At 74.5% G+C, this 21,203-nt stretch carries 12 protein-coding genes; 5 read left to right on the forward strand and 7 right to left on the reverse strand.

The window, feature by feature from the left end; genetic code table 11:
- Nucleotides 1-6: 6 nt before the first annotated feature.
- Nucleotides 7-1,452 (reverse strand): alpha/beta hydrolase family protein, encoded by a 1,446-nt coding sequence (locus tag HS041_RS24920; protein WP_230879591.1) that lies wholly within the window; start codon nt 1,450-1,452, stop codon nt 7-9.
- Nucleotides 1,453-1,684: 232 nt separating this feature from the next.
- On the opposite strand from HS041_RS24920, the gene HS041_RS24925 reads away from it, so the two are divergent.
- The 4 genes from HS041_RS24925 (at nt 1,685) to HS041_RS24940 (ending at nt 9,869) form a co-directional block, all read left to right on the forward strand.
- Nucleotides 1,685-2,824, forward strand: coding sequence for an exonuclease SbcCD subunit D (locus HS041_RS24925; RefSeq protein WP_196443221.1), 1,140 nt, complete (start codon nt 1,685-1,687; stop codon nt 2,822-2,824).
- On the forward strand, nt 2,825-6,709 hold the full coding sequence (locus HS041_RS24930) for an AAA family ATPase (protein ID WP_196443222.1): 3,885 nt from the start codon (nt 2,825-2,827) through the stop codon (nt 6,707-6,709).
- 140 nt (nt 6,710-6,849) lie between these two features.
- On the forward strand, nt 6,850-8,313 hold the full coding sequence (locus HS041_RS24935) for a GGDEF domain-containing protein (RefSeq protein ID WP_196443223.1): 1,464 nt from the start codon (nt 6,850-6,852) through the stop codon (nt 8,311-8,313).
- A gap of 158 nt (nt 8,314-8,471) precedes the next feature.
- Entirely contained in the window at nt 8,472-9,869 is a 1,398-nt protein-coding gene (locus HS041_RS24940; protein WP_196443224.1) for a GGDEF domain-containing protein, read from the forward strand.
- Here HS041_RS24940 and HS041_RS24945 read toward each other — a convergent pair.
- The 4 genes from HS041_RS24945 to HS041_RS24960 form a co-directional block, all read right to left on the reverse strand.
- Complete coding sequence (locus HS041_RS24945; RefSeq protein ID WP_307845450.1) at nt 9,805-11,184, reverse strand: threonine/serine exporter family protein; 1,380 nt, start codon at nt 11,182-11,184, stop codon at nt 9,805-9,807. The genes HS041_RS24940 and HS041_RS24945 overlap by 65 nt on opposite strands.
- 63 nt (nt 11,185-11,247) lie before the next feature.
- The gene (locus HS041_RS24950) at nt 11,248-14,250 is read right to left on the reverse strand and encodes a coiled-coil domain-containing protein (RefSeq protein WP_230879592.1); all 3,003 of its coding nucleotides are present in this window, start codon (nt 14,248-14,250) and stop codon (nt 11,248-11,250) included.
- Nucleotides 14,251-14,309: 59 nt separating this feature from the next.
- Nucleotides 14,310-15,629: a hypothetical protein gene (locus HS041_RS38640; protein ID WP_307845451.1), complete on the reverse strand. Its 1,320-nt coding sequence runs from the start codon at nt 15,627-15,629 to the stop codon at nt 14,310-14,312.
- Nucleotides 15,619-16,836, reverse strand: coding sequence for a hypothetical protein (locus HS041_RS24960; RefSeq protein ID WP_196443225.1), 1,218 nt, complete (start codon nt 16,834-16,836; stop codon nt 15,619-15,621). Before HS041_RS24960 ends, HS041_RS38640 begins: the two co-directional genes overlap by 11 nt.
- Before the next feature lie 194 nt (nt 16,837-17,030).
- On the opposite strand from HS041_RS24960, the gene HS041_RS24965 reads away from it, so the two are divergent.
- Nucleotides 17,031-17,687 (forward strand): response regulator transcription factor, encoded by a 657-nt coding sequence (locus HS041_RS24965; protein ID WP_196443226.1) that lies wholly within the window; start codon nt 17,031-17,033, stop codon nt 17,685-17,687.
- Here the strand turns inward: HS041_RS24965 and HS041_RS24970 are convergent.
- Together HS041_RS24970 and HS041_RS24975 are read right to left on the reverse strand one after the other, a co-directional pair.
- Nucleotides 17,669-19,411, reverse strand: coding sequence for an ATP-binding cassette domain-containing protein (locus tag HS041_RS24970; protein WP_196443227.1), 1,743 nt, complete (start codon nt 19,409-19,411; stop codon nt 17,669-17,671). The two genes, HS041_RS24965 and HS041_RS24970, sit on opposite strands and share 19 nt — an antisense overlap.
- Nucleotides 19,408-21,138, reverse strand: coding sequence for an ABC transporter ATP-binding protein (locus HS041_RS24975; protein ID WP_196443228.1), 1,731 nt, complete (start codon nt 21,136-21,138; stop codon nt 19,408-19,410). The genes HS041_RS24970 and HS041_RS24975 overlap by 4 nt, the downstream gene beginning before the upstream one ends.
- Between the last annotated feature and the right edge of the window lie 65 nt (nt 21,139-21,203).

The raw sequence follows: 21,203 nt of genomic DNA on the forward strand, positions 1-21,203 counted from the left end.
GGTCCGTCACCAGGGGAAGGCGAACAGGCCGTAGTAGGCCGCGGCGACGAGCAGCAGACCGGTGCTGCCGAGCACCCCGGCGATCGCGACGTACTGCGGGCGGCTGGGCTGCCAGCCCTCCCGGAACGCGGAGACGACCGCGGCGGTGGCCGTGACCTCCTGAACGAGCATCAGCACGGCCAGAACCCTGATCACCAGCCAGCCGGCGAGCACCGCCGGCCAGGCTCCCGCCTGGTTCACCGAGAACAGCACCAGCAGCATGATGAAGGCGAGCACCGAGACCAGCAGCCCCAGCCCGGTCCAGGCCATCCGGCGGAACCGCAGCCGGACGGGCGGCCAGAGGCGGGCGTTGGCCTCACCGGGCAGGTGCCGGCCGCGCAGCCGTACCACCATCGCGGCCACCGGGCCGGCCACGTAGCCGACCGCGGCCAGGCAGAGCGTGAGCCCGAGAACCGCGCCCCCGGCGTACCACGGGGCGGCGGGGACCTCGCTGGCCTCGAAGCGCTGGACCGGGGTGGCGCCCGCGATCGGCACCGAGGGCGTGGCCGTGCCCGGCAGGCCGGCGACCCAGTTGGCCAGCGTCTCGAGGTATCCGGGGGCGAACGGCCCGCCGTGCAGGCGCATGCCGTGGTCGGCCCCGTCGAGGTAGCGGATCGTGTAGGAGCGGTTGCCGCCCGCGGCGAGCGCCCGGGTGAGCGCCTGGCTGCTCTCCACGAACGGGATCGACGGGTCGCGCGTGCCGTACAGGGCCAGGACCGGCTGACGCGTCCCGCGCAGCGCGGGCTCGGCGTCGTGGCGCAGGAAGTCCATGTCGACGGCGCCCATCGCCCGGATGAGCAGCTCGCGTACCCCGGCCGGGGCGCGCAGCCGGTCCAGCTGCTCGCCCAGCGCCCAGGTGACCTGCCGCATGGGGGAGACGTTCGGCGCGGAGACCAGCACGGCGAAGGAGACGTCCTCGCTCCTGGCCGCGGCGATCGGGACCACCCAGCTCCCCTCGCTGACCCCCCAGAGCCCGGTGCGTGCCGGATCGACGTCGGGACGTCTGCGCAACTCGGCCAGGACCCGCAGCGCGTCGTCGGCCAGCAGGCCGAAGTCGCGCCGGCGGAAGTCGTAGCCCACGGTCCGCTTGTCGTAGACGAGCGTGACGATGCCGGCCCTGGCCAGCCACTCGGCCTGGGTGGTGAACTCGTCGCGCACACCGGGACCCGCCCCCTGCACGAAGACCAGCGCGGGATGCCTGCCGGGGGCGAGCGGGGCGCGGACCGTCGCCCCCAGGGTGGTGCCCCTGACCCGGACGGTGATGTCGCGCGTGCTGATCCGCCCGGTCGCGGCGACGGGCCCGGCCTCGGCCGGGGGCTGAGGGGGCAGGGTCCGGAAGACAGGGTCCGCCCTGAGCGGCGACGGGTCGAACGGCGGGGGCAGGGTGTAGCCGAGCGTCGCGAGAGCCACCATGATCAAACCGGCGGCCACGCTCAACCCGCCACGGCCCGTCCACATGCCGATCCGCTCCCCGATCGCCGTTCTGCCCGGTGCCGGTCATCCGTCCGAATCGTTTTCGCCAACCCTCTTTAGATCTTCAAGCCTACTCGGGGCAGGCGTTTTCCGGCATTCCGATATGACGCGGGCGAGAGCGGAGTGGTGAGAGTGGCAGCACTTGTCGCTGATGACTGTTAGCTTCAGGCGGATGCGGGTGCTGCACACATCGGACTGGCATCTGGGCCGATCCTTCCATCGCGAGAGCCTCCTGTCCGCCCAGGGGGCCTTCGTCGACCATCTGGTCGAGACGGTCAGGGCCGAGCGCGTCGACGTGGTCGTCGTCTCCGGCGACGTCTACGACCGGGCGCTGCCCTCGGTCGACGCGGTGGAGCTGTGCAACCAGGCGCTGCGGCGGCTGGTCGCCGAGGGCGTGCGCACCATCATGATCAGCGGGAACCACGACTCCGCGCGCCGCCTCGGGTTCGGCGCCGACCTGATCGACGCCGCGGGTGTGCATCTGCGCACCGACCCCGCCCGGGTCGGCGAGCCCGTGACGGTCGGCGACGAGACCGGGGAGGTGGCGTTCTACGGCATCCCCTACCTGGAGCCGGAGCTGGTCCGCGGCCCCTGGGAGCTGCCCGAGCGCACCCACACCGCCGCGATCGGGCACGCCATGTCGCTGGTCAGGGCCGACACGGCCCGGCGAGGCGCCCGCTCGGTGGTCCTGGCCCACGCCTTCGTGACCGGGGGGCAGGGCAGCGACAGCGAGCGCGACATCAGCGTCGGAGGCGTCGCGCACGTCCCGGCCGCGGCCTTCGACGGCGCCGACTACGTCGCCCTGGGCCACCTGCACGGCCGCCAGCGGATGACCGAGACGGTGCGCTACTCCGGTTCCCCGATCGCCTACTCCTTCTCCGAGACCGATCAGGTGAAGGGCTCCTGGCTGGTGGAGATCGGGCCGGACGGGTTCGCCGGCGCCGAGTTCGCCGAGGCCCCGGTGCCCCGGCGGCTCGGGCGCCTCACCGGCCGCCTCGACGACCTGCTCACCTCCGGCGCCTACGCCGACCACGAGGACCGCTGGCTCCAGGTGACGCTGACCGACCCGGTCCGGCCCAAGGGGGCGATGGAGCGGCTCAGGACACGCTTCGCGCACACGCTCGCCCTCTCCTTCGAACCCGAGGGCGGGGGCCAGGAGACCGCGGCCCGTCCCCGGGTGGCGGGCCGCCCCGAGATCGAGGTCGCGCTCGACTTCGTCCGGGAGGTGCGCGGCGAGGCCGCCGACGCCGACGAGACCGGCCTGCTCCAGAAGGCCATCGAGGAGTGCCGCACGAAGGAGGCGATGGCGTAGATGCGCCCGCACCGGTTGCAGATCACGGCCTTCGGCTCCTTCCCCGGGGAGGAGGAGGTCGACTTCGACGCCCTCTCCGAAGCCGGGCTGTTTTTGGTGCACGGTCCCACCGGGGCGGGCAAGACCACCGTGCTGGACGCGCTCTGCTACGCCCTCTACGGCCGGGTGCCCGGTCAGCGCGACAGCGCCAGGAGTCTGCGCTGCGACCACGCCCCGCCGGGCCGGGGGCCGCGCGTGGTCCTGGAGGTCACCATCCGGGGCCGCCGCTTCCGGATCACCCGCTCGCCCGCCTGGCAGCGGCCCAAGCAGCGCGGCACCGGCACGACCGAGGAGAAGGCCAAGGTCGTCGTGGAGGAACGGCGCGGCTCCGGCCCGTGGACCGGCCTGACCACCCGCGCCGACGAGGCCGGGGATCTGGTGAGCGGGCTGCTCGGCATGAACGCCGCCCAGTTCTGCCAGGTCGCCATGTTGCCCCAGGGGGACTTCTCCCGGTTCCTGCGCGCCGACGGCGAGGAACGCCGGAAGGTCCTGGAACGCCTCTTCTCCGTAAAGATCTACGCCGCCGCCGAGTCCTGGCTCGCCGACCGCCGCACCCAGGCCTTCCGCGACCAGCAGGCCCTCCGCAAGGAGGTCGACTCCGTCGTCAACCGCGTCGAGGAGGCCGCCGGTCCCGACCTCCTCGCCGCCCTCGCCGCGTCCTCCCCCGCGGTCTCGGCGGAGGAGGACCCGCTGGGGTGGGCGGACGCCCTCGTGAAGCTGGCCGGTGAGACGGCCGCCGCGGTGGCCCGGAGCGGGGTCGAGGGCGAGGCGGCCGTACCGCAGGCCCGAAGGCGGCTGGAGGAGGGCGTCGCGCTGGCCGACCGGCAGCGCCGTCACGCCGAGGCCCTGGCCCGGGGCCGGGTACTGGAGGAGAGCGCCGAGGAACGGGCCGATCTGGAGGCCGTCCTCGCGGAGGCGGCCAGGGCCGACCGGGTGCTGCCCCTCGTCCAGGAGGTCCGGCAGCGGGCCGAGGCCGCGGCCAAGGCCCGCGACCTGGCCGCCGACGCGCTCACCAGGGCCCTGCCCCTGACCGGGGAGACCGTCGGCCCCGAGCGTCTCACCGCGCTGGAACGGGACCGGCGGGACGAGATCACCAGGCTGGGCGAGCTGAGGGCGGAGGAGGTCCGGCTGGGGGAGATCCTCCGGGACCGCGCGGAGGCGGACCGGGAGATCGAGCGGCTGACCGGTGAGCAGGCCGGCGCGGACGCCCGACTGGAGGTCCTGCCCGGGCTCCGCGACGACGCGGAGGCCCGCCTCACCGCCGCCCGCCTGAACGCCGCCCGGCTCCCCGCCGCCGAGTCGGTCAGGGAGACGGCGGTGGCCCGGCTCCGGGCGACCGAAGAGCGCGATCGCCTCGCCGCCGGCCTGGACGCCGTCCGCCAGGAGCTGGCGGCCCTCCTCTCCGTACTCCCCCCGCAGAACGGTCCGTCCGGCGGGCTCCTCGCCCCGGACGGGAGCCTCACCGCGGAGACGCCCGGTCTCAAGGAACTGCTGGCCTCCGCCGAGCGCGAGCGCCGCGACGCCCTCGCCGGCCTGGAGGGGCTGCGCGGGGACGAGGCGCGGCTCGCGGAGCTGGAGGCGGAGCTCACCGCGCTCGACGCCGGCCTCCGCGACCTGGCGGTGCAGGAGACCGAGCTCGCCGGGACCCTGCGGGAACTGCCCGCCGCGCTCGCCGAGGTCTCGGTCAGGCTCTCCGCCGTCAGGGCCGAGGCCGCCAGGATCCCGGCGGCCGAGGCGGCGGCGGCCTCCGCCGCCGCCGCGCTGGAGGCCGCCCGGCGCCGCGACACGCTGCGCGCCGGCCTCGACGCGGCCCGCGCGGCCCAGGCCGAGGCCGTCGACCGCGCCCAGGAGCTGCGCGACCGGCTCCAGGATCTCCGGCAGGCCCGGATCGACGGGATGGCGGCCGAGCTCGCCGCCGAACTCGTCCCCGGCGAGCCCTGCGCGGTCTGCGGTTCGCCCGACCACCCCGCCCCGGCGGCCCCGGCCGACGAGGCGCCCACCGCCGACGACGAGCGCGCGGCCCAGCGCGCCTACGAAGCAGCCCTGGAGCTGCGCCAGGACGCCGAGAACAGGGCCGTCGCCCTGGCCTCCCAGTTCGAGGAGGTTCTCGCCCTCGCCGGTGACCTGACCGTCCGGGAGACGGAGGAGGCTCTCGCCGGAGCCGGGCGGGAGCTGGCCGCCCTCACCGCGGTCGCAGGGACGGAGCCGGAGCTCGCCGTCGAGGTGGACCGGGCCACCGCCGTCCTGGAGGAGACCAGAGAGCGGGCCGGGGAGATCGCCCGGCGGCTGGCCGAGGGCCGCGCCCGCCGCACCGCCGCGCAGGCCGAGCAGGCCCGGCTGGGAGCCCGCCTCGACGGGGCCCGCGGCGCCGACCCCACCGTCCGGGCGCGTCGCGAACGCCTCGCCGCGGAGTCCGCCGGCCTCGCCTCCGCCCTGGCCGCCGTCGTCCGGGTGGAGGAGGCCGCGGCCCGGTACGAAGAGGCGGCCACCAGGCACGGCATCGACCGGGCCGTCGTCCGCGGTGTCCGGCGGGAGGATTCCGAGGAGGCCGCGGACGGTGAGGGGTGCGCCGCGCCTGCCGTGCTGACCGCGGTCCGGGCCGCCGAGGATCTCGTGGAGGCGGAGCGGGTCCTGACCGGGTTGCGGGAGTCTGCGGACGCCGTACCCGCGTTCGAGGCCGAGACGGAGCGTCTGACGGCCGAGCTCGCAGAGCTCAGGGAGCGGTCACGCGAGCTCGCGGTGGCGCTGTCCGCGCGCCGCGCCGACGCCGAGCGGCTCGCCGCCGACGCCGGGCGGCTGACGGCGCGCCTCGACGAGGCCCGGGGGGAGGATCCGACGCTGGCCGCCCGGCTGGAGCGGCTGTCGGAGGAGGCCGATCTGCTCGGGGAGGCCGTCGAGGCCACCCGGCAGGAGCGGGCCGCCGAGGCCGAGCTGGAGGCGGCCGGGGTGCGGGCTGCGGCGGCGGTGGCCGAGGCGGGATTCCTCGGGCTCGACGACGCCCGTGCGGCGGTCCGCCCGGCCGCCGAGCAGGCGGAGAAGGCCGAACGGCTCCGCGCGCTCGATCAGGAGCGCGCGGCCGTCGACGCCTGGCTGGCCGACCCGGAGCTGATCGCCGCCGCGGCGCAGCCCGAGCCCGACCTGGCCGGGCTGGAGGCGGCCCGTGACGCCGCCGAGTCCGCGTACGCCGCCTTCCTCTCCGTCAGGCAGCGGGCCGAGGACCGCCGCGACCGTCTGGCCGCGCTCCGCACCGAGCTGGCCGGCTGCCTGGACCGCTGGCTGCCCGCCGCGGAACGGCACCGCCTCGCGGACCGCCTCGCCGCACTGACCAGCGGAAACTCCAGCGACAACCGATGGAGGATGCGCCTGTCGTCCTACGTTCTCGGCGAGCGTCTCCGCCAGGTCGTCGCCTCCGCCAACGAGCGGCTGGACCACATGTCGGGCGGCCGGTACCTCCTCGACCACGACCTCGGGCGTGCGGCGGGCGACCGCAGCAGGTCCGGAGGCGGGCTCGGGTTGCGGATCCTGGACGCCTGGACGGGGGTGGCCCGTGACCCCGCCACGCTGTCGGGAGGAGAGAGCTTCATCACCTCGCTGGCTCTCGCCCTCGGCCTGGCCGACGTGGTCACCGCCGAGGCCGGGGGAGTGGAGCTCGGCACGCTCTTCGTCGACGAGGGCTTCGGCACCCTGGACGAGGACACCCTGGACGGCGTTCTGGACATCCTGGACGGCCTGCGCGACGGCGGCCGGGCCGTCGGCATCGTCAGCCACGTCGGGGAGCTGCGCGTCCGGATTCCCGCCCAGCTCCACGTCCGCAAGGAACGGCACGGCTCGACCATCCGCCAGTGACGGCGGCCAGACCCGCGGCGCGCCCGCGCGGCAGGGTGCGGTGCGGGCGCGCCGCGGGCTTCGAAGGGGATCCGACACTTTCGCATTCTGTGATATTTCGATTACGCTAAGGCTTTTTCTTCCGCCGCCGATGGAACGGCATGGACAGGTCTCGGGCGTGGCGCGTCTACCTCCTCGGCGGTTTGATCGTCGTGGCGGTGTACGCGTCGATGCCGTACGGCCTGGCACGTGATCTGATGTACGTCCTCATCGGGATGTCCAGCGCTGTGGCCGCGTTCGTGGCGGCCGGCCGCTCCGGCGGCGGGGTCCGCGTGCTCTGGATGCTGATGGCGGTCGGCCAGTTCGCCGCGGCGGTGGGCGACGCGCTGTGGACCTACTACGAGCACATCGCCAAGACCGATCCCTTCCCCTCCGCGGCCGACGGGTTCTACCTGCTGCAGTACCCGCTCGTCACCGGCGCCCTGCTCCTGCTCGCCCGGCACCACCGCTCCCCAGAGGACCGGGAGGCCCTGCTGGACGGCGCCATCCTCGTCGTCGGCCTCGCCCTGCCGTACTGGGTGCTCGTGATCAGCCCGAGCATCGGCGGTTACGACTCCGCCCTGGAAGAGGTCGTCATGCTGAGCTATCCGCTGGCCGACGTGCTGCTGCTGGCGGGGCTCGTGCGACTGATGGCCACCTCGCGCGCGCAGACCTCCTCCGGACGTATGATCACCGCCGCCCTGATCCTGGTCATGGCCGGCGACGTCACCTTCGTCCTGGCCGGGGACGCGATCGTCTACGGTGTTCCGCTCTCGCTCCTGCCGTTCCTGATGTCCTATCTGACCTGGGGGGCGGCGGCGTTGCATCCCTCGGCGGCCGACCTGCTGCGCCCTACCAGCGCCACCGCCCCCTCCCTGACCAACCGGCGGCTGCTCACGTTGACGGCGGTGGTCCTGCTGGCCCCCGGGACCTTGATCGTGCAGCTCGCCTTCGGCCTGGAGCTGAGTGCCTGGGCGGTCTCGATCACCTCGGTCGTGCTGTTCGTCCTGGTCGTGGCCAGGATGGCCATCATGCTGCGGCGCATGCAGCATCAGGCCCGCAGGCTGGATGAGATTGCCCGCACCGACACCCTGACCGGTCTGCCCAACCGCCGCACGATGGACGCCCAGCTCGCCCGCGAATACGAGCGCGCCACGCTCGACGGCACCCCGCTGACACTGGCGATGATCGACTTGGACCGCTTCAAGCTATTCAACGACACCCACGGCCACCAGGGCGGGGACGAGCTGCTGGCGGGCGCGGCCACCGCCTGGAGCCTGGTGCTCGCCAGCGACGACATGCTGGCCCGCTACGGCGGTGAGGAGTTCGTGCTGCTGATGCCGGGTCGCGGCCTGGACGATGCCGAGCACCTGCTGGCCGCTTTGCGTGTGGTGACGCCGCAACGGCAGACCTTCTCGGCGGGCCTGGCCCTGTGGGACGGCCGGGAGACCCCGCTGGAGCTGCTCCGCCGGGCCGACACCGCGCTGTACGCCGCAAAGGAGGCCGGCCGCGACCGCGTCATGCGAGCCGCCCCGGCCGAGGAGAATGCAATGGCCGGGCCACCGACCGGTAACGTTCTGCAATAGAATTACGACGCCCTGGAGTCTAAAGGGTATGGCCGGCCTGCCGATGGAGTGGTATGGGCACTTCTCGAGCGTGGTGTGTTTACCTCTTGGGCGGCGTGGCCGTTCTGGTGGTCTTCATGCTGCTGCCGTATGGAATGCCGCGTGATGTGCTGTATGCCTTGATTGCGTTTTCCTGCGCGGTGGCGATCCTGTGGTCGGCTGCTCGCCTCCGGAACGCCACCGCCCTGCCGTGGGTGCTGATGGGAGTCGGCCAGCTCGCCGTGGTCGTCGGCGACAGCCTGTGGGTCTACTACGAGCACATCGCCGAGGTGAACCCCTTCCCCTCCGTGGCCGACGGGTTCTACCTGCTGCAGTACCCGCTCGTCACCGGCGCCCTGCTCCTGCTCGCCCGGCACCACCGGTCCGCCGGGGACCGGGAGGCCCGGCTGGACGCCGCCATCCTCATCGTCGGGCTGAGCCTGCCCTACTGGGTGCTGCTGATCAGTCCGAAGATCGGCCACTACGACTCCGTCCTCATGCAGGTGATCGCGCTGGGCTACCCGCTCGGCGACGTGCTGCTGCTGGCCGCGCTCGTGCGGTTGCTGACCGGCGCGGGCGCCCGGACGCCCGCCTTCCGGATGATCGCCCTGGCTCTGGTCTGCGTTCTCACCGGAGATGTGGTCTTCGTCATGCTGGAGGACCCTCAGGGGTTCAGCGTCTCCCTCGGTGTCCTGCCGTTCCTGATGTCGTATCTGGTCTGGGGGGCGGCGGCGTTGCATCCCTCGGCGGCCGACTTGCTGCGCGCCACCCCGGAGACGGTTCCGTCGCTGACCAACCGGCGGCTGCTCACGTTGACGGCGGTGGTCCTGCTGGCCCCCGGGACCTTGATCGTGCAGCTCGCCTTCGGCCTGGAGCTGAGTGCCTGGGCGGTCTCGATCACCTCGGTCGTGCTGTTCGTCCTGGTCGTGGCCAGGATGGCCATCATGCTGCGGCGCATGCAGCATCAGGCCCGCAGGCTGGATGAGATCGCCCGCACCGACACCCTGACCGGTCTGCCCAACCGCCGCACGATGGACGCCCAGCTCGCCCGCGAATACGAGCGCGCCACGCTCGACGGCACCCCGCTGACACTGGCGATGATCGACTTGGACCGCTTCAAGCTATTCAACGACACCCACGGCCACCAGGGCGGGGACGAGCTGCTGGCGGGCGCGGCCACCGCCTGGAGCCTGGTGCTCGCCAGCGACGACATGCTGGCCCGCTACGGCGGTGAGGAGTTCGTGCTGCTGATGCCGGGTCGCGGCCTGGACGATGCCGAGCACCTGCTGGCCGCTTTGCGTGTGGTGACGCCGCAACGGCAGACCTTCTCGGCGGGCCTGGCCCTGTGGGACGGCCGGGAGACCCCGCTGGAGCTGCTCCGCCGGGCCGACACCGCGCTGTACGCCGCAAAGGAGGCCGGCCGCGACCGCGTCATGCGAGCCGCCCCGGCCGTCGGCCGCCGGCCGGAGCCGGTCAATAGCCGCGAGTACGGCGGGCCGCCGGGCGCAGGACCCGCTTGGTCAGCTCCGAGCCGGTGACCGCCCGCAGGATCTCCGCTCCCAGGATGACGCCGGCGCCCAGCGCGAGCGCGGTCGAGAGCGCCTGAAGCAGGCTGACCAGACCGGCCTCCGGGTGGCCGAGGCTGATCTCCAGCATGCCCCGGTACAGGGCCGTGCCCGGCAGCAGCGGGCAGATGGCCGGGACGGTGAGGACGAGCGAGGGCACCAGGGCGCGTTGCGCGTAGGCGGTACCGAGCAGGCCGATCACCGTCGCCGAGACGGCCGTGGCCAGCACCACCGGAACCTGCCACACGGTGATGAGCTGCACGAAGACGACCCAGATCAGACCGCCGCCGATCGACGCCTGCAGCAGGTACCGGGGCGGCACGAGCAGAGCGACGGCGAACGTCAGCGTCACCCCGACCGCCCCGACGAGCTGGTCGGCCCGCAGGGAGAGCGGAGCGACGGGCACGTTCTCCACGCTCAGCGGCACGCCGAACCGCACCGCCGCGTACAGCGTGATGCCGATTCCGGAGATCACGGCGGTGAGGGTGAAGAAGACCTCGAACAGCCGGCCGGTCGCCGTCACGTACTCACCGGCGATTCCGTCCTGCACGCAGGCCACCATCAGCCGCCCCGGCAGCAGCGCGATCACCGCGCCGACCACCACCGCGGAGGCCCGCACCGGCGCGTCGATCGCGATCATCAGCACCGCGACCAGCGAGCCGAGCAGCGCGGCGACCGCGAGCTGGAAGAACTCCGCCACGCCGCGCCGGGCCAGCCAGGCGCTCACCCGGTCGCCCAGCACGGTGGCGGAGAACGCCGCCAGCGCCACCCTGGCCCCGCCGCCGACCAGCAGGCTCGCCGAGGCCGCGATCAGCGCGAGCGCGGTGACCAGCAGCCAGTTCGGGTAGACCGGCACCCGCCGGGTGATCCTCCTCAGCCGCGCCTCGGCCTCGCCGAGCGGGATCGACCCGTCGGAGGCCTCCCGGACCAGGTCGTGGACGGCGATCAGCCGGTCGTAGTCGGGCAGGCGGCGACGTACCCGACGCTCGGCGGTGACCGGGGCCCGGCCGTCGGCGGGCACGTGCGACAGGGTGATGGCCGACAGGTTGACGTCGGCCTCGCAGTGCGGCACGGCGTAGGCGTTGGTGATCGTGCGCATGCTGCCGGAGACGGTCTCGGTGGCCTCGCCGCTGCCGAGCAGCAGTTCGCCCACGCGAAGCGCCAGCGCCATGGCGCGGTAGGCGTCGCGCTGAACGGGCGCCTGGTCCAGCGACGATCCCGGCACCGGCCCCTCCACGTCGTGTCCTGCCGAACCCAGACCGTCGCGTGCGGCGGAGCGGCGCGTCACGACGGGCTCCGCGAGCACGCGCCGGACCCCGGAAGACTCCTCGGAACGGACTCCGTCACGAGATTATCCGCTGACCGCGGCGGCGAGGGCGCGCACCCGCCCGGCGTGGCGGTCATGACCGATGACCACAGGTGGTTCGTTGTACGGCATGGCGTCGGAGGAACGGCGCAGCTTGATGTACTGGCCGCAGGCGTCCACCGCGTAGGGCTCCATGTCGTCCTGGAGCGCGCCGATCACCGTGATCCCGTATGTCTCGCCGATCCGGCGGAACAGCGCCACGGCCTCGCGCCGGTGCTCCTTGCCGAGGTTGCGGCCCAGCTCGTCCAGGACCAGGCAGAGGTGCCCGCCGCCGGAGGAGGCGATCGCCGCCGCGCAGACCAGCTTCACGGCCTTCTCGTCCATCAGCGCCGTGTTGGCCCGCCGGTTGTAGGGCACGAAGCCCTGGCCCTCGCCCCGGCGCCACTTCGGGGTGACCCGCCACGCCCAGCGCTGCTCCGGGTCGGCGGGGGCCGGCGGGACCGGGAACTCCAGTGTCGCGCCGTACCCGCCGTAGGAGGTGTCGAGCTTGTCGAACTCCTCGGCCACCCGGGTCAGCCGCGCCTTGATCGCCGCGGTCAGCGCCGCGCGGTGCACGGCGGTGGACTGGGCCGCCTCCTCGGCGCCCTTGGCGGCGGCGGCCAGGTCCCGCTGCCGGGTGGCGAGCTGGGCCTCGATCTGCCGGCGCTGGTGTCGTTCGTACTCCTCCTGGGCGCGCAGGTAGGACGAGAGCGCCGCGCAGACGCCGGGGAAGGAGGCCTGCTCCCGCGCGGTCCGGCCGGCGCCGGGCGTGGCCCGCTCGCGGAGCAGGAAGCGCAGCTCGTCGGGCATCTCCTCGTCCTCGCCGGGAAAGGTGTCGCGCAGCGCCTCGTCCAGACGGCGCTCGGCCGTCCGCCACCACTCCTCGGCGGTCAGCGGGCGTTCGGGCTCGGGCAGCGCGCGCAGCCACTCGTGCGCCCCGTCGGCCGTGCCGCCCCACTCCTGGGCCAGCGCCTCCAGTCCAAGCGCCTCTCGCTCCGCGGCGACCCCGGCCGCCTGCCGGCCGGCCTGGTCCCGCTCGGCATCGAGACGGGCCCGGCGGCCCTCCAGCCGCTCGATCTCCATGTTCCTGGTCCTCGCGCGGAAGTCCAGGGCACCGGCCCGCCGCTCCGCCTCGCCGACCTTCGGCGTGAGATCGGCCAGCGCCTCGGTCAGCTCGGTGAGCCGGGCCCGCCGTTCGGCCAGCCGCCGCTCGACGTCGGCCAGCTGCACGGCCGCCTTCGCGCCCTCCAGGCGTCGTCCGGCCTCGGCTACCCGCTCCTCGGCCGCCCGTACGGCCTCCGCCGCCTCCTCCTGCGCGTCGCGCGCCCGGTGCAGCCGCAGCTCGGCGGCCTTGATGCGGGCCTCCCTGCCGGTTGCCACCGCCTCGAACGACCCCACCACGGTGACGCCCGACGCACTGACCAGCACCGATCCGGGCAGCGCGGCCAGCGCCCGTGCCGCCGCCGCCAGGTCACCGGCGTCCACGACGACCGCGTGCTCACGCGGCCATCCCCCGGACCCCGTGACGGAGGCCAGGGCCTCCGTGCGGTCGCCGTTCCCGGCCGCGCCGTCCGGCGCCGCCGCGCCGTCACGGGCCTGCTCGGCCACGTCGATCGCGTCGAGCAGGCCGGTCGCGCCGACACCCGCCTCGGCGAGCGCCTTGAGCTGGGCGGCGGCCGGCCCGCCCTCGGCGTCGTCCAGCGCGGCCCGGGCGCCGTCGACTTCGCGGTCGGCCACGCCCAGGGCCTTCAGCGCCTCGTTCAGGCCGGCCCTGCTCCGGGCCAGCTCGCCCTCGGCGGTCTCCACGTCACGGCCGTCGGCAAGTCTGCGCCGCTCCTCCAGCCCGGGGACCAACCCGCGCAGCTCGTCGGCCGAGCTCGTGGCCACGGCCCGGTCGGCCTCGAGCTTGGCCGCCCGCGCCTGCAGGGCGGTCAGCTCCTCACGGGCCTCGGCCAGGCCCCGGTCCAGCGTGTCGTCCTTCAGCGCGGCGATCTCCGCCCGGACCGCCTCGATCGACTCCGCTGCATGCTCGCCCGCCCGGCGGAACCGCTCCAGCTCGGCGGCGAGGGCCTCGTCCCGCCGGGCCGCCTCGGCGAGCCTGCGCGCCAGCCGCCCCCGCCAGCAGCGCAGCGCGTCGGCCAGGTGCACCCTGGCCCGGTCGCGCCGGTCGAAGGCCTCCAGCAGCGCCCGCGACTCGTCCTCGAACTCCTTGAGCAGCTCCATGGCCCGGGTGGCCCGGACCCGCTTGGCGTGCTCGTCGCGCCGGGCCTCCCGCTCCTGGTCGAGCTCGGAGTCCAGGCCGGTCAGCGCGGCGATCGCCTCGAAGACCCGCTCGGGGGAGATCTCGTTGAGCGGCTGGGAGAGCAGGTTGGTGGCGACCTTGCTCCGCACCGAGGTGGACAGGAACGACACGCACCGCACGCGGTCGCCGTACAGGAACCTGGTCAGGTCGCGCGCCACCACGTCACGCCGGCCCGCCGAGCGCGGCAGGGTCGCCCAGACCTCGTCCGCCCGCGCCACCCGCTCCGCTTCGGAGGGGGCCGAGGCCGCCCGCACCCCCCGGGTCCACCGGATCTCCAGGTGCGGGGCCTCCTGGTTGACCCTCAGCCACACGGTCACCGCGTCGTCCATCGTGTCGGCCCCGGCGAAGACGCCCACGATGTAACCGTGGGTGGCGCTGGCCCAGGTCCGCCCGCCCGCCCCGGCCGCGAGCTCGGCGTTGAACAGCAGCTCGGAGACGGCCTTGGCGCCGGAGGCGAAGCGCCACTGCTCGTCGCCGAGCAGCGCTGTGATCATCGCGATGAACGACGACTTGCCCGCGCCGTTGGAATCCTTCGGCCCGGCCCCGGCCACCACGATCAGCGTGCCCGGTACGGTCGGCACCAGGTGGGTGGAGAGCCGGGAGATGTTGACGGCCTGCACGGCGATCAGCACGCGGTCGCCGACCACGTTCTCGCCCGGCGCGTTCGCCTGGACGTCCACCGGCACCAGACTCGGCTGCTCGGTCAAGCTCGTCGTTCCTTCCCTCGGGGCGGTCGTGTTCGGGGCGGTCCCTCCGCCCGTCGTGCTCACCGGCGGCCCGCCCGTACGGCCGCCGCCAGCGGGGTGTGCGGTCCCGCGGCGAGGATCAGCTCCTCCTGCAGGCGCCGCCGGGCCGCGCCGGTCAGCCGGTGGAACTGCGGGCCGGGCACGTAGCCCCCCGCCTCCTCCCCGGCCTTCACCTGGCTCACCAGCCCGGCGTGCCGCAGGCTCCGCAGCGCGGTCTCCAGCTCACCGATCGGCAGCCGGGTGTGCCGCCGCAGCTCCTCCACCTGTGCCGGGAACGGCGACAGCCAGCCGTCGGCGGGCAGCCGGCCCTCGGCGCGGGGGATCGCCACCGAGTGGATCAGCACCAGGGTCAGCACGGCGCGCCCGGCCTCGTCCGGGACGGTGCCCGCCCCGGCCGCCGCATCGTCGGCGTAACCGGAGGTCCACGTCTCGCGTCCCTGGACGAGGACCCGTCCCCGGCGCCGGAGCAGCTCCGCCAGCACCCGTCGCAGCACCGGGTCTCGCAGCGCGGCGAACCTGGCCTCGTGGACCGGCTCGGCCGCGTGCTCCACCGCCATGAACGCGGCGACGATCTCCGCCCGGTGGCGCTCGTCGAACGGGCCGAGCAGATCTTCGTCGACTCCCTCGGGCACGGTGACGCTCGCGGAGGCCCCCGAGGACCCGGCGGTCTCGGCCTGCCCGGCGGTGGGCAGCACGTCCAGCCCGGCCGGCTCCTCCCCGGGTCCGGGCAGCCGGCGCATCAGCTCGCGTAGCTGCGTATGGGACCCGGCGGGCCAGGACGCGCACCGGGGGCCGAGCCGTACCAGGCCGTCACCCACCACCAGCCAGGCCGAGTCGTGCAGGCGGCGCAGCGCGCCGACGGCCCAGCTGCGCATGAGATCGTCGCCGCGGCCGATCAGCGCCCGGTAGGCCGCCAGCACGTCGTCCACCGGCGCGGGCGTCCCCGGCCAGGGGTCGGCGGTCAGGTCGCTCCAGCAGCACTTCAACGCGGCGGCCAGCACCCGCCGGGTCTCCCCGGACCGTTCCACATGCACCGGGGCCGTGTGGTACTCCTCCAGGAGCGAGGGGGTCGCCCCGTCGGGCCAGGCGGGCAGTGCGAAGCCGGTCCCGTCGCCGCGCGCCAGCCGCACCATCCCCGGCGGGGCGGGCTCGTCCGCGCCCAGGGGGAGCGGCCCGGTCGCCCGCGCCCGGGCGTGCGCCGACGCGGCGGCCGTCACGCCCATGGCCCCGGACTCGGGGGTGGTGGTGCGGGCCCCGGACTCGGGGGTGGTGGTGCGGGCCCCGGACTCGGGGGTGGTGGTGCGGGCCCCGGGCTGCGGTGGGCCGGGCTCAGGCGTCACGGCCGGTCCTCTCCAGGACGCCGTGGGAGAGCCACGCGGGTTCGGCGCCGGGAGCCGCGGTCAGCCCGCCGGTCCAGCGCAGCCGGTAGGGGGACTCGGGACGCAGGTCGATCGAGACGAGGTCGGCCAGGAGGCGGCGGGCGGAGACCCACTCGCCGTCGGCGGTGAGCAGCTCCTCCAGCCGGGCCGCGGAGCGTCCGGCGAGCGCCGCCTCCGCGACGGAGGCCAGCCGGTCGAGGCCGCCGGGGGCCGCCTCGTGGGAGTCGGCGGGGCCGGGATCGGGCAGGGGCGAACGCGGGGGAGTGGGCTGGGCCGGGGCGGGGCGGGGGCTCTCGTCGACGGCCCGGACGATCGCCGCGGGGTCGTGCCACGGGGCCGGGGCGTCGAACACGAAACCGTCGAGCACGGCGGCCAGACGCTCCTTGCTGGCGGTCTGGGCGAAGGTCCGCCAGGTCTCGGCGGGCAGCAGCGTCAGGTTCCGGGTCGTGCCCGCGGAGTCGGCCAGCCGCCCGGCGGCGCGGCGGGAGGCGTCGCTGTAGGCGTAGATCGCGGCGCGCAGCTCGGTGCAGGTGCGGTCGAGGTCGGGCCAGCGGGTCAGGATCGTGCCGTGCAGGCTCTGCGCCCGCAGCGCGATCTCCTCGGTGCCCCAGAGCTTGGGGGCCTGCTCGCGCAGCTCCTCGATGGTGCCGCTGGTCAGCGTGACCAGCTCCAGCGCCCAGAGCCGGAACGCCCGCGCCAGGTTGTGCGCGCTGGCGCGCGCCTCCTCCATGGTCGTGCGCGGGTCGGCGACGTTGAGGTCCTCCAGCGCGAGCAGCCGGTGCATCTCCGACTGACCGCCGTCGTCCATCATCCGCCGGATGAACATCAGCCCCACCACACTCGTGAACGAGGCCCGGTAGCGGAGCTGGTTGGGCTTGGGGAACACCTCGCGGATCGCGCCGAGCCCCTTCAGCACCCGCAGGCGGTTGTCGAACATCTCCAGCGGGTAGGCCCGGCAGGCGTGCCGCATCTGCTCGTGGGTCAGCCACTCCTCCCCGGCCTCGGCGAACGCCGCGAACAGCGTCTCGGCGATGTCGACCAGCACGGGGTCGTCCACGACCGCGCCGCTGTCGCGCGCGAGCGCGGCGAACATCCGGCGGTAGGTCGAGAGCACGGCCTCCTCGCCGAGGGCGGAGTCCAGCGTGATCTCGTGGTTCGTCTCTGGCACGCGGTATACCGTACGGCCTGCGCCCGACAGTCCCGCCGCCGAAGTCCTCACCGGCCGGAGGCGATGGGCGTGTCCGTCTCCCGCCACTCCTGTTACGTCTGACCAAATCAGGGTAAAGGGTAACCGTTTGATACCTGTGGGTAAGCAACAGCGGTGCGCGAGGCCTGTCACATCAGGGTGAAGGGGAACATTCTGTGATCAGCGCTCTGATCGCCGAGGACATGCATCTCATTCGGGGCGCGATGGCCGCTCTGCTCTCCACCGAGCAGGACATCACCGTTGTCGACGAGGTCGGGCACGGTGACGAGGTCGTGGGCGCATGCCTGCGCCACCGGCCCGACGTCGCGCTCATCGACATCGGCCTGCCCGGTACCGACGGCATCACTGCGGCGGCCGAGCTGCGCCGCAGGCTCCCCTCCTGCAACACGGTGATCCTGACGGGTCTGGCGACGCCCGCGGCGTTGCGCAGGGCCCTGGACGCCGGGGCACGAGGCTTCTTCGTCAAAGACACCCCCGCCGGGCAACTGGCCGAGTGCGTGCGCCGCGTCATGGCCGGCGAGCGGGTGGTCGACCCCGAACTGGCCGTCGCCGCCCTCAACGCCAGGAAGAACCCGCTCACATCCCGGGAGCTGGAGGTCCTCAAAGTGGCCGCGGAGGGAGCGCCGGTCGACGAGATCGCCGACCGGCTCTTCCTGTCGGGCGGCACGGTCCGCAACTACCTGTCGCGGATCCTCGCCAAGGTGGGGGCGAGGACGCGGGTGGAGGCCATCAGGATCGCCAGGGAGGACGGCTGGCTGTGGCCGGAGGACGTGACCGAGATCGGGCTGGTCCGCTACCGCTCGCGCACCTGAACCCGGGGCGGGTGCGGCTCCGTCCGCACGGCTCGCACCCGGGCGCCTGCGGGGTCCCAGTGGCCGGCCAGGTCGGCGTAGAGCGGTGAGCGGGCGAGCATCTCCTCGTGCCGCCCCAGCATCACGCGCGTGCCGTCCATGACCAGGACGCGCCGGGCGCGCAGGGCCGAGGTCAGCCGGTGGGCGATGACGAGAAGCGTTGCGCCGCGGCGGGCGAACGCCTCCTCGGCGCGTGCTTCCGCCACCGGGTCGAGATGGCAGGTCGCCTCGTCGAGGACCAGCAGGCGGGCGGGGGCCAGGTAGGCCCGGCACAGCGCGACCAGCTGGCGTTCGCTCGGCGAGAGCATGCCGGAGCGGATCTCGGCGGAGTAGCCGCCCACCCGGTCCACCAGGCCGGACAGGCCGACCGCGGCGACGGCGGCGTCCACGTCGGCGTCGGACGCCCGCGCGAGGTAGGTCAGGTTCTCCATGAGCGATCCCCGGAAGACGTAGGACTCCTGTGGGATGAGGACCCGTTCGGCCCGGTCGAGCCGGTGGGCGGGCACGCCGCCGACGGTGATCCGGCCGGCGCCGGGTGTCAGGAGACCGGCCAGGAGCGCGGCGAGGGTGGACTTGCCGATCCCGCTGGGCCCGACCACGGCGATGTGGTCGCCGTCGGGGATGGACAGGGCGAGGCCGTCGATCACCGGTTCGGCGTGCGGTCCGTAGGCGAACGTCACTCCGCGCAGCTCGACCCGCCCGTCCCGTCCCGGGAGGAGGTCCGCCACCGGCCGGTTCCCGTCGTCCGGCCCGCGGGGGCCCGCGATCCGCTCCAGCGAGACCCGTAGGCGGACCCCGCTGACGCCCAGGCCCTGCACGAGGTTGCCCAGGGCCGGTGCCAGCGACTGCGTCACGTAGGCCAGGGCGCCCAGGATCGTCCCGGCGCCCGCTCCCTCGGTCAGCAGCCAGGGGGTGCCGGCCAGCACCAGCAGGACCGGCAGCCGGCCGCCCACCGCGAGCGACAGGCTCCGGACGGCGGTCACCCGGGCGAGCGAGAGCCCCGTCTCCGCCTGCTCCGCCACCCGGTGCCCGAGCGCGGCGGCCATCCGGTCCTCCGCCCCGCAGGCCGTGATGTCGCGCAACGCGCCGACCGCGGCGGCGACCGACTCGGTGGTCCGCTCGTCGGCCAGGAGGAACTCCCGCTGCCGCCCGGCCAGCGCCGGCAGCGAGAGCAGGAACAGGCCGAGACCGGTGACGAAGGGTGGCAGCACGAGCACGAGCACCTGCGGCATCAGCGTCGCCATGCCGAGCACCACGCTCACCGCGGTGAAGGCGAAGGACCGGACGACCGTGATGACCGAGGCGAGGGCGTCACGGGCCATCTCCGCCTGGAGGTTCGAGCGCGCCACGGCCGAGCCGTCCACGCCCCGGCCCAGCCGGGCCGACCGGTCCAGCGCGCTCCCGACGACGTGGCCGAGCAGGTCCTCGCGGAACGGCTCCACGATGGCGGCGATGGTCAGTATGACCTGCCGGGTCGCGGCCGCGGCCACCAGCCAGGCACCGCCGAGGAGGGCCAGCCAGGCGAATCCCGTTCCGGGCCGCCCGGCGGCGAAGCCGTCGTCGATCGCCCGCGCGACGGCGAGACCGACGACGAGCGCGGGCGCGGTCTCCACGACCGACCACAGGCCCAGTCCGGCCAGCAGACGCGGGTCGCGGCGGAGCGCCCTGCGGACCGGCCGGTTCACGGGGTGTCCACCCGGCTCATCCCATTTCGGTGGCTCGGCCCGGTCTCGCCGGGTACGGCCGGCCGGGCCTGGAAGACCGCCCGATAGCGGGGGTCGCCCCACAGGATGCGGTGCCGGTCGCAGGCGCGCATCCGGCCCTCCTCCAGCCAGATCACCCAGTCGGCCGCCGCCGCGGTCGCGACCCGGTGGGTCACGATCAGCCGGGTGCGGTGCCCCATCTCGCCGGAGAGCGCCGTGGCCACCTGGTGTTCTGTGGCGGTGTCAAGGCTGGAGGTGGCGTCGTCCAGGACGAGCAGGCGCCGCCCCTGCGCGAAGGCCCGGGCCAGGCCGAGCCGCTGTCGCTCCCCGCCGGACATCGGCGCGTCCTCCGGGCGCGTGTCGTATCCCAGCGGGAGCCGGCGTACGAACGCGTCGGCGCACGCCGCCCGGGCGGCCGTGCGCAGGGCTTGCGGGTCGGGGTCGCGCAGGCCGAGGCCGATGGCGTCGGCCACGGTGTCGCCCACCAGGACGGGTCGTTCGAAGGCGTAGCCGACGGCTCCGCGCAGCGCCTCACGGGACAGGTCGGGCAGCGGAACGCCGTCGAGGGAGACGGTGCCGCGGGCGGGATCCGTCAGGCGGCCGGCGAGGGCGGCGAGGAGCGACTTCCCCGCGCCGGAGCGTCCGACCACCGCCACCGCGCATCCGCCCGGGACGACCAGACTGACGTCACTCAGCCCCTCCACGCTGACGCCCTCCAGCTCCAGGGTGCCGGGACCGGGCGGAAGCCGCCGGTCACCGTACCGCCGGGGGCTGCCGGAGATCAGCTCGACGATCCGCCCCGCCGAGGCGCGTGCCCTGGCCAGCCGGCTCATGTACCCCAGTGCCGCGCCGATCCCGGCGCCGAGCATGGTGTAGCGGGCGGCGGAGTACAGCTCTCCGGCGGACAGGCCGCCGGCGGCCAGGCGGAGGCCGCCCACGCCGAGCACGGCCACCTCCAGCAGCGGGACCACGAAAGCCCCCTGCATGCCGGCGCGGGCGTTGGCCCGCCACAGGTCCATGGCGTGGGCGCGCAGCCGGGGGAGCGCGGTCAGCACCCGCGCCTTCTCCCGGGCGAGCGTGCCGGCGGCGGCGATCGTGCGGGCCCCGGCCAGCGCGTCGGTCAGGCGGGCGGCGATGTCGCCCTGGGCCTCCTGGTAACCGGCGGCCAAGGAGGTGCTCACCCTGAGGAAGGCCCGCAGCACCAGCAGGATGCCGGTGAGCCCGGCGGCCAGGGTCGCCGTCAGCCAGGGGTCGATGAGGGTGAGCGCCACCAGGCTGCCCGCGGTGGGGACGATCAGCGCCGCGCCGGTGATGACGGTCTCCGGTGCGCGGCCGGCCTCCTCGACGTTCACGCCCGTCCTGGTGGCCAGCTCTCCCTCCGAGAATCGGCGGTTCAGAACGGGTCCGGCGCCGAGTACGTGGTGGACGATCCGCCGGCGCAGCCACTGCGCGGCCCGTGCGTTGCCTGAACCGGCCGCCCAGACGCCGAGGGCGTCGCACAGCACGGCCGTGGTCACGATCGCGGCGCAGGCGCCCAGCCACGTCCCGCCTGCGGGTTCGGCCGCGACCAGGCCGTCGACGGCCCGGCCCAGGACGAACGGGAGCGTCAGCTCCGCGAACGCGCCGGTGACGGAGGCGACCGCCAGGACGCCCGGCCAGGGGCCGCCCCGCCGAACGGCCTGGACAACGAGCCGATCCGCTGCCTGCACCGGTTCCCCTCCTGGTCCGTCGTGATATGTCGGACATCGGACGTGCCCGGGACGGCTTCCATCGC

Source organism: Planomonospora sp. ID67723, assembly GCF_015711605.1.
Lineage (GTDB): Bacteria > Actinomycetota > Actinomycetes > Streptosporangiales > Streptosporangiaceae > Planomonospora_A.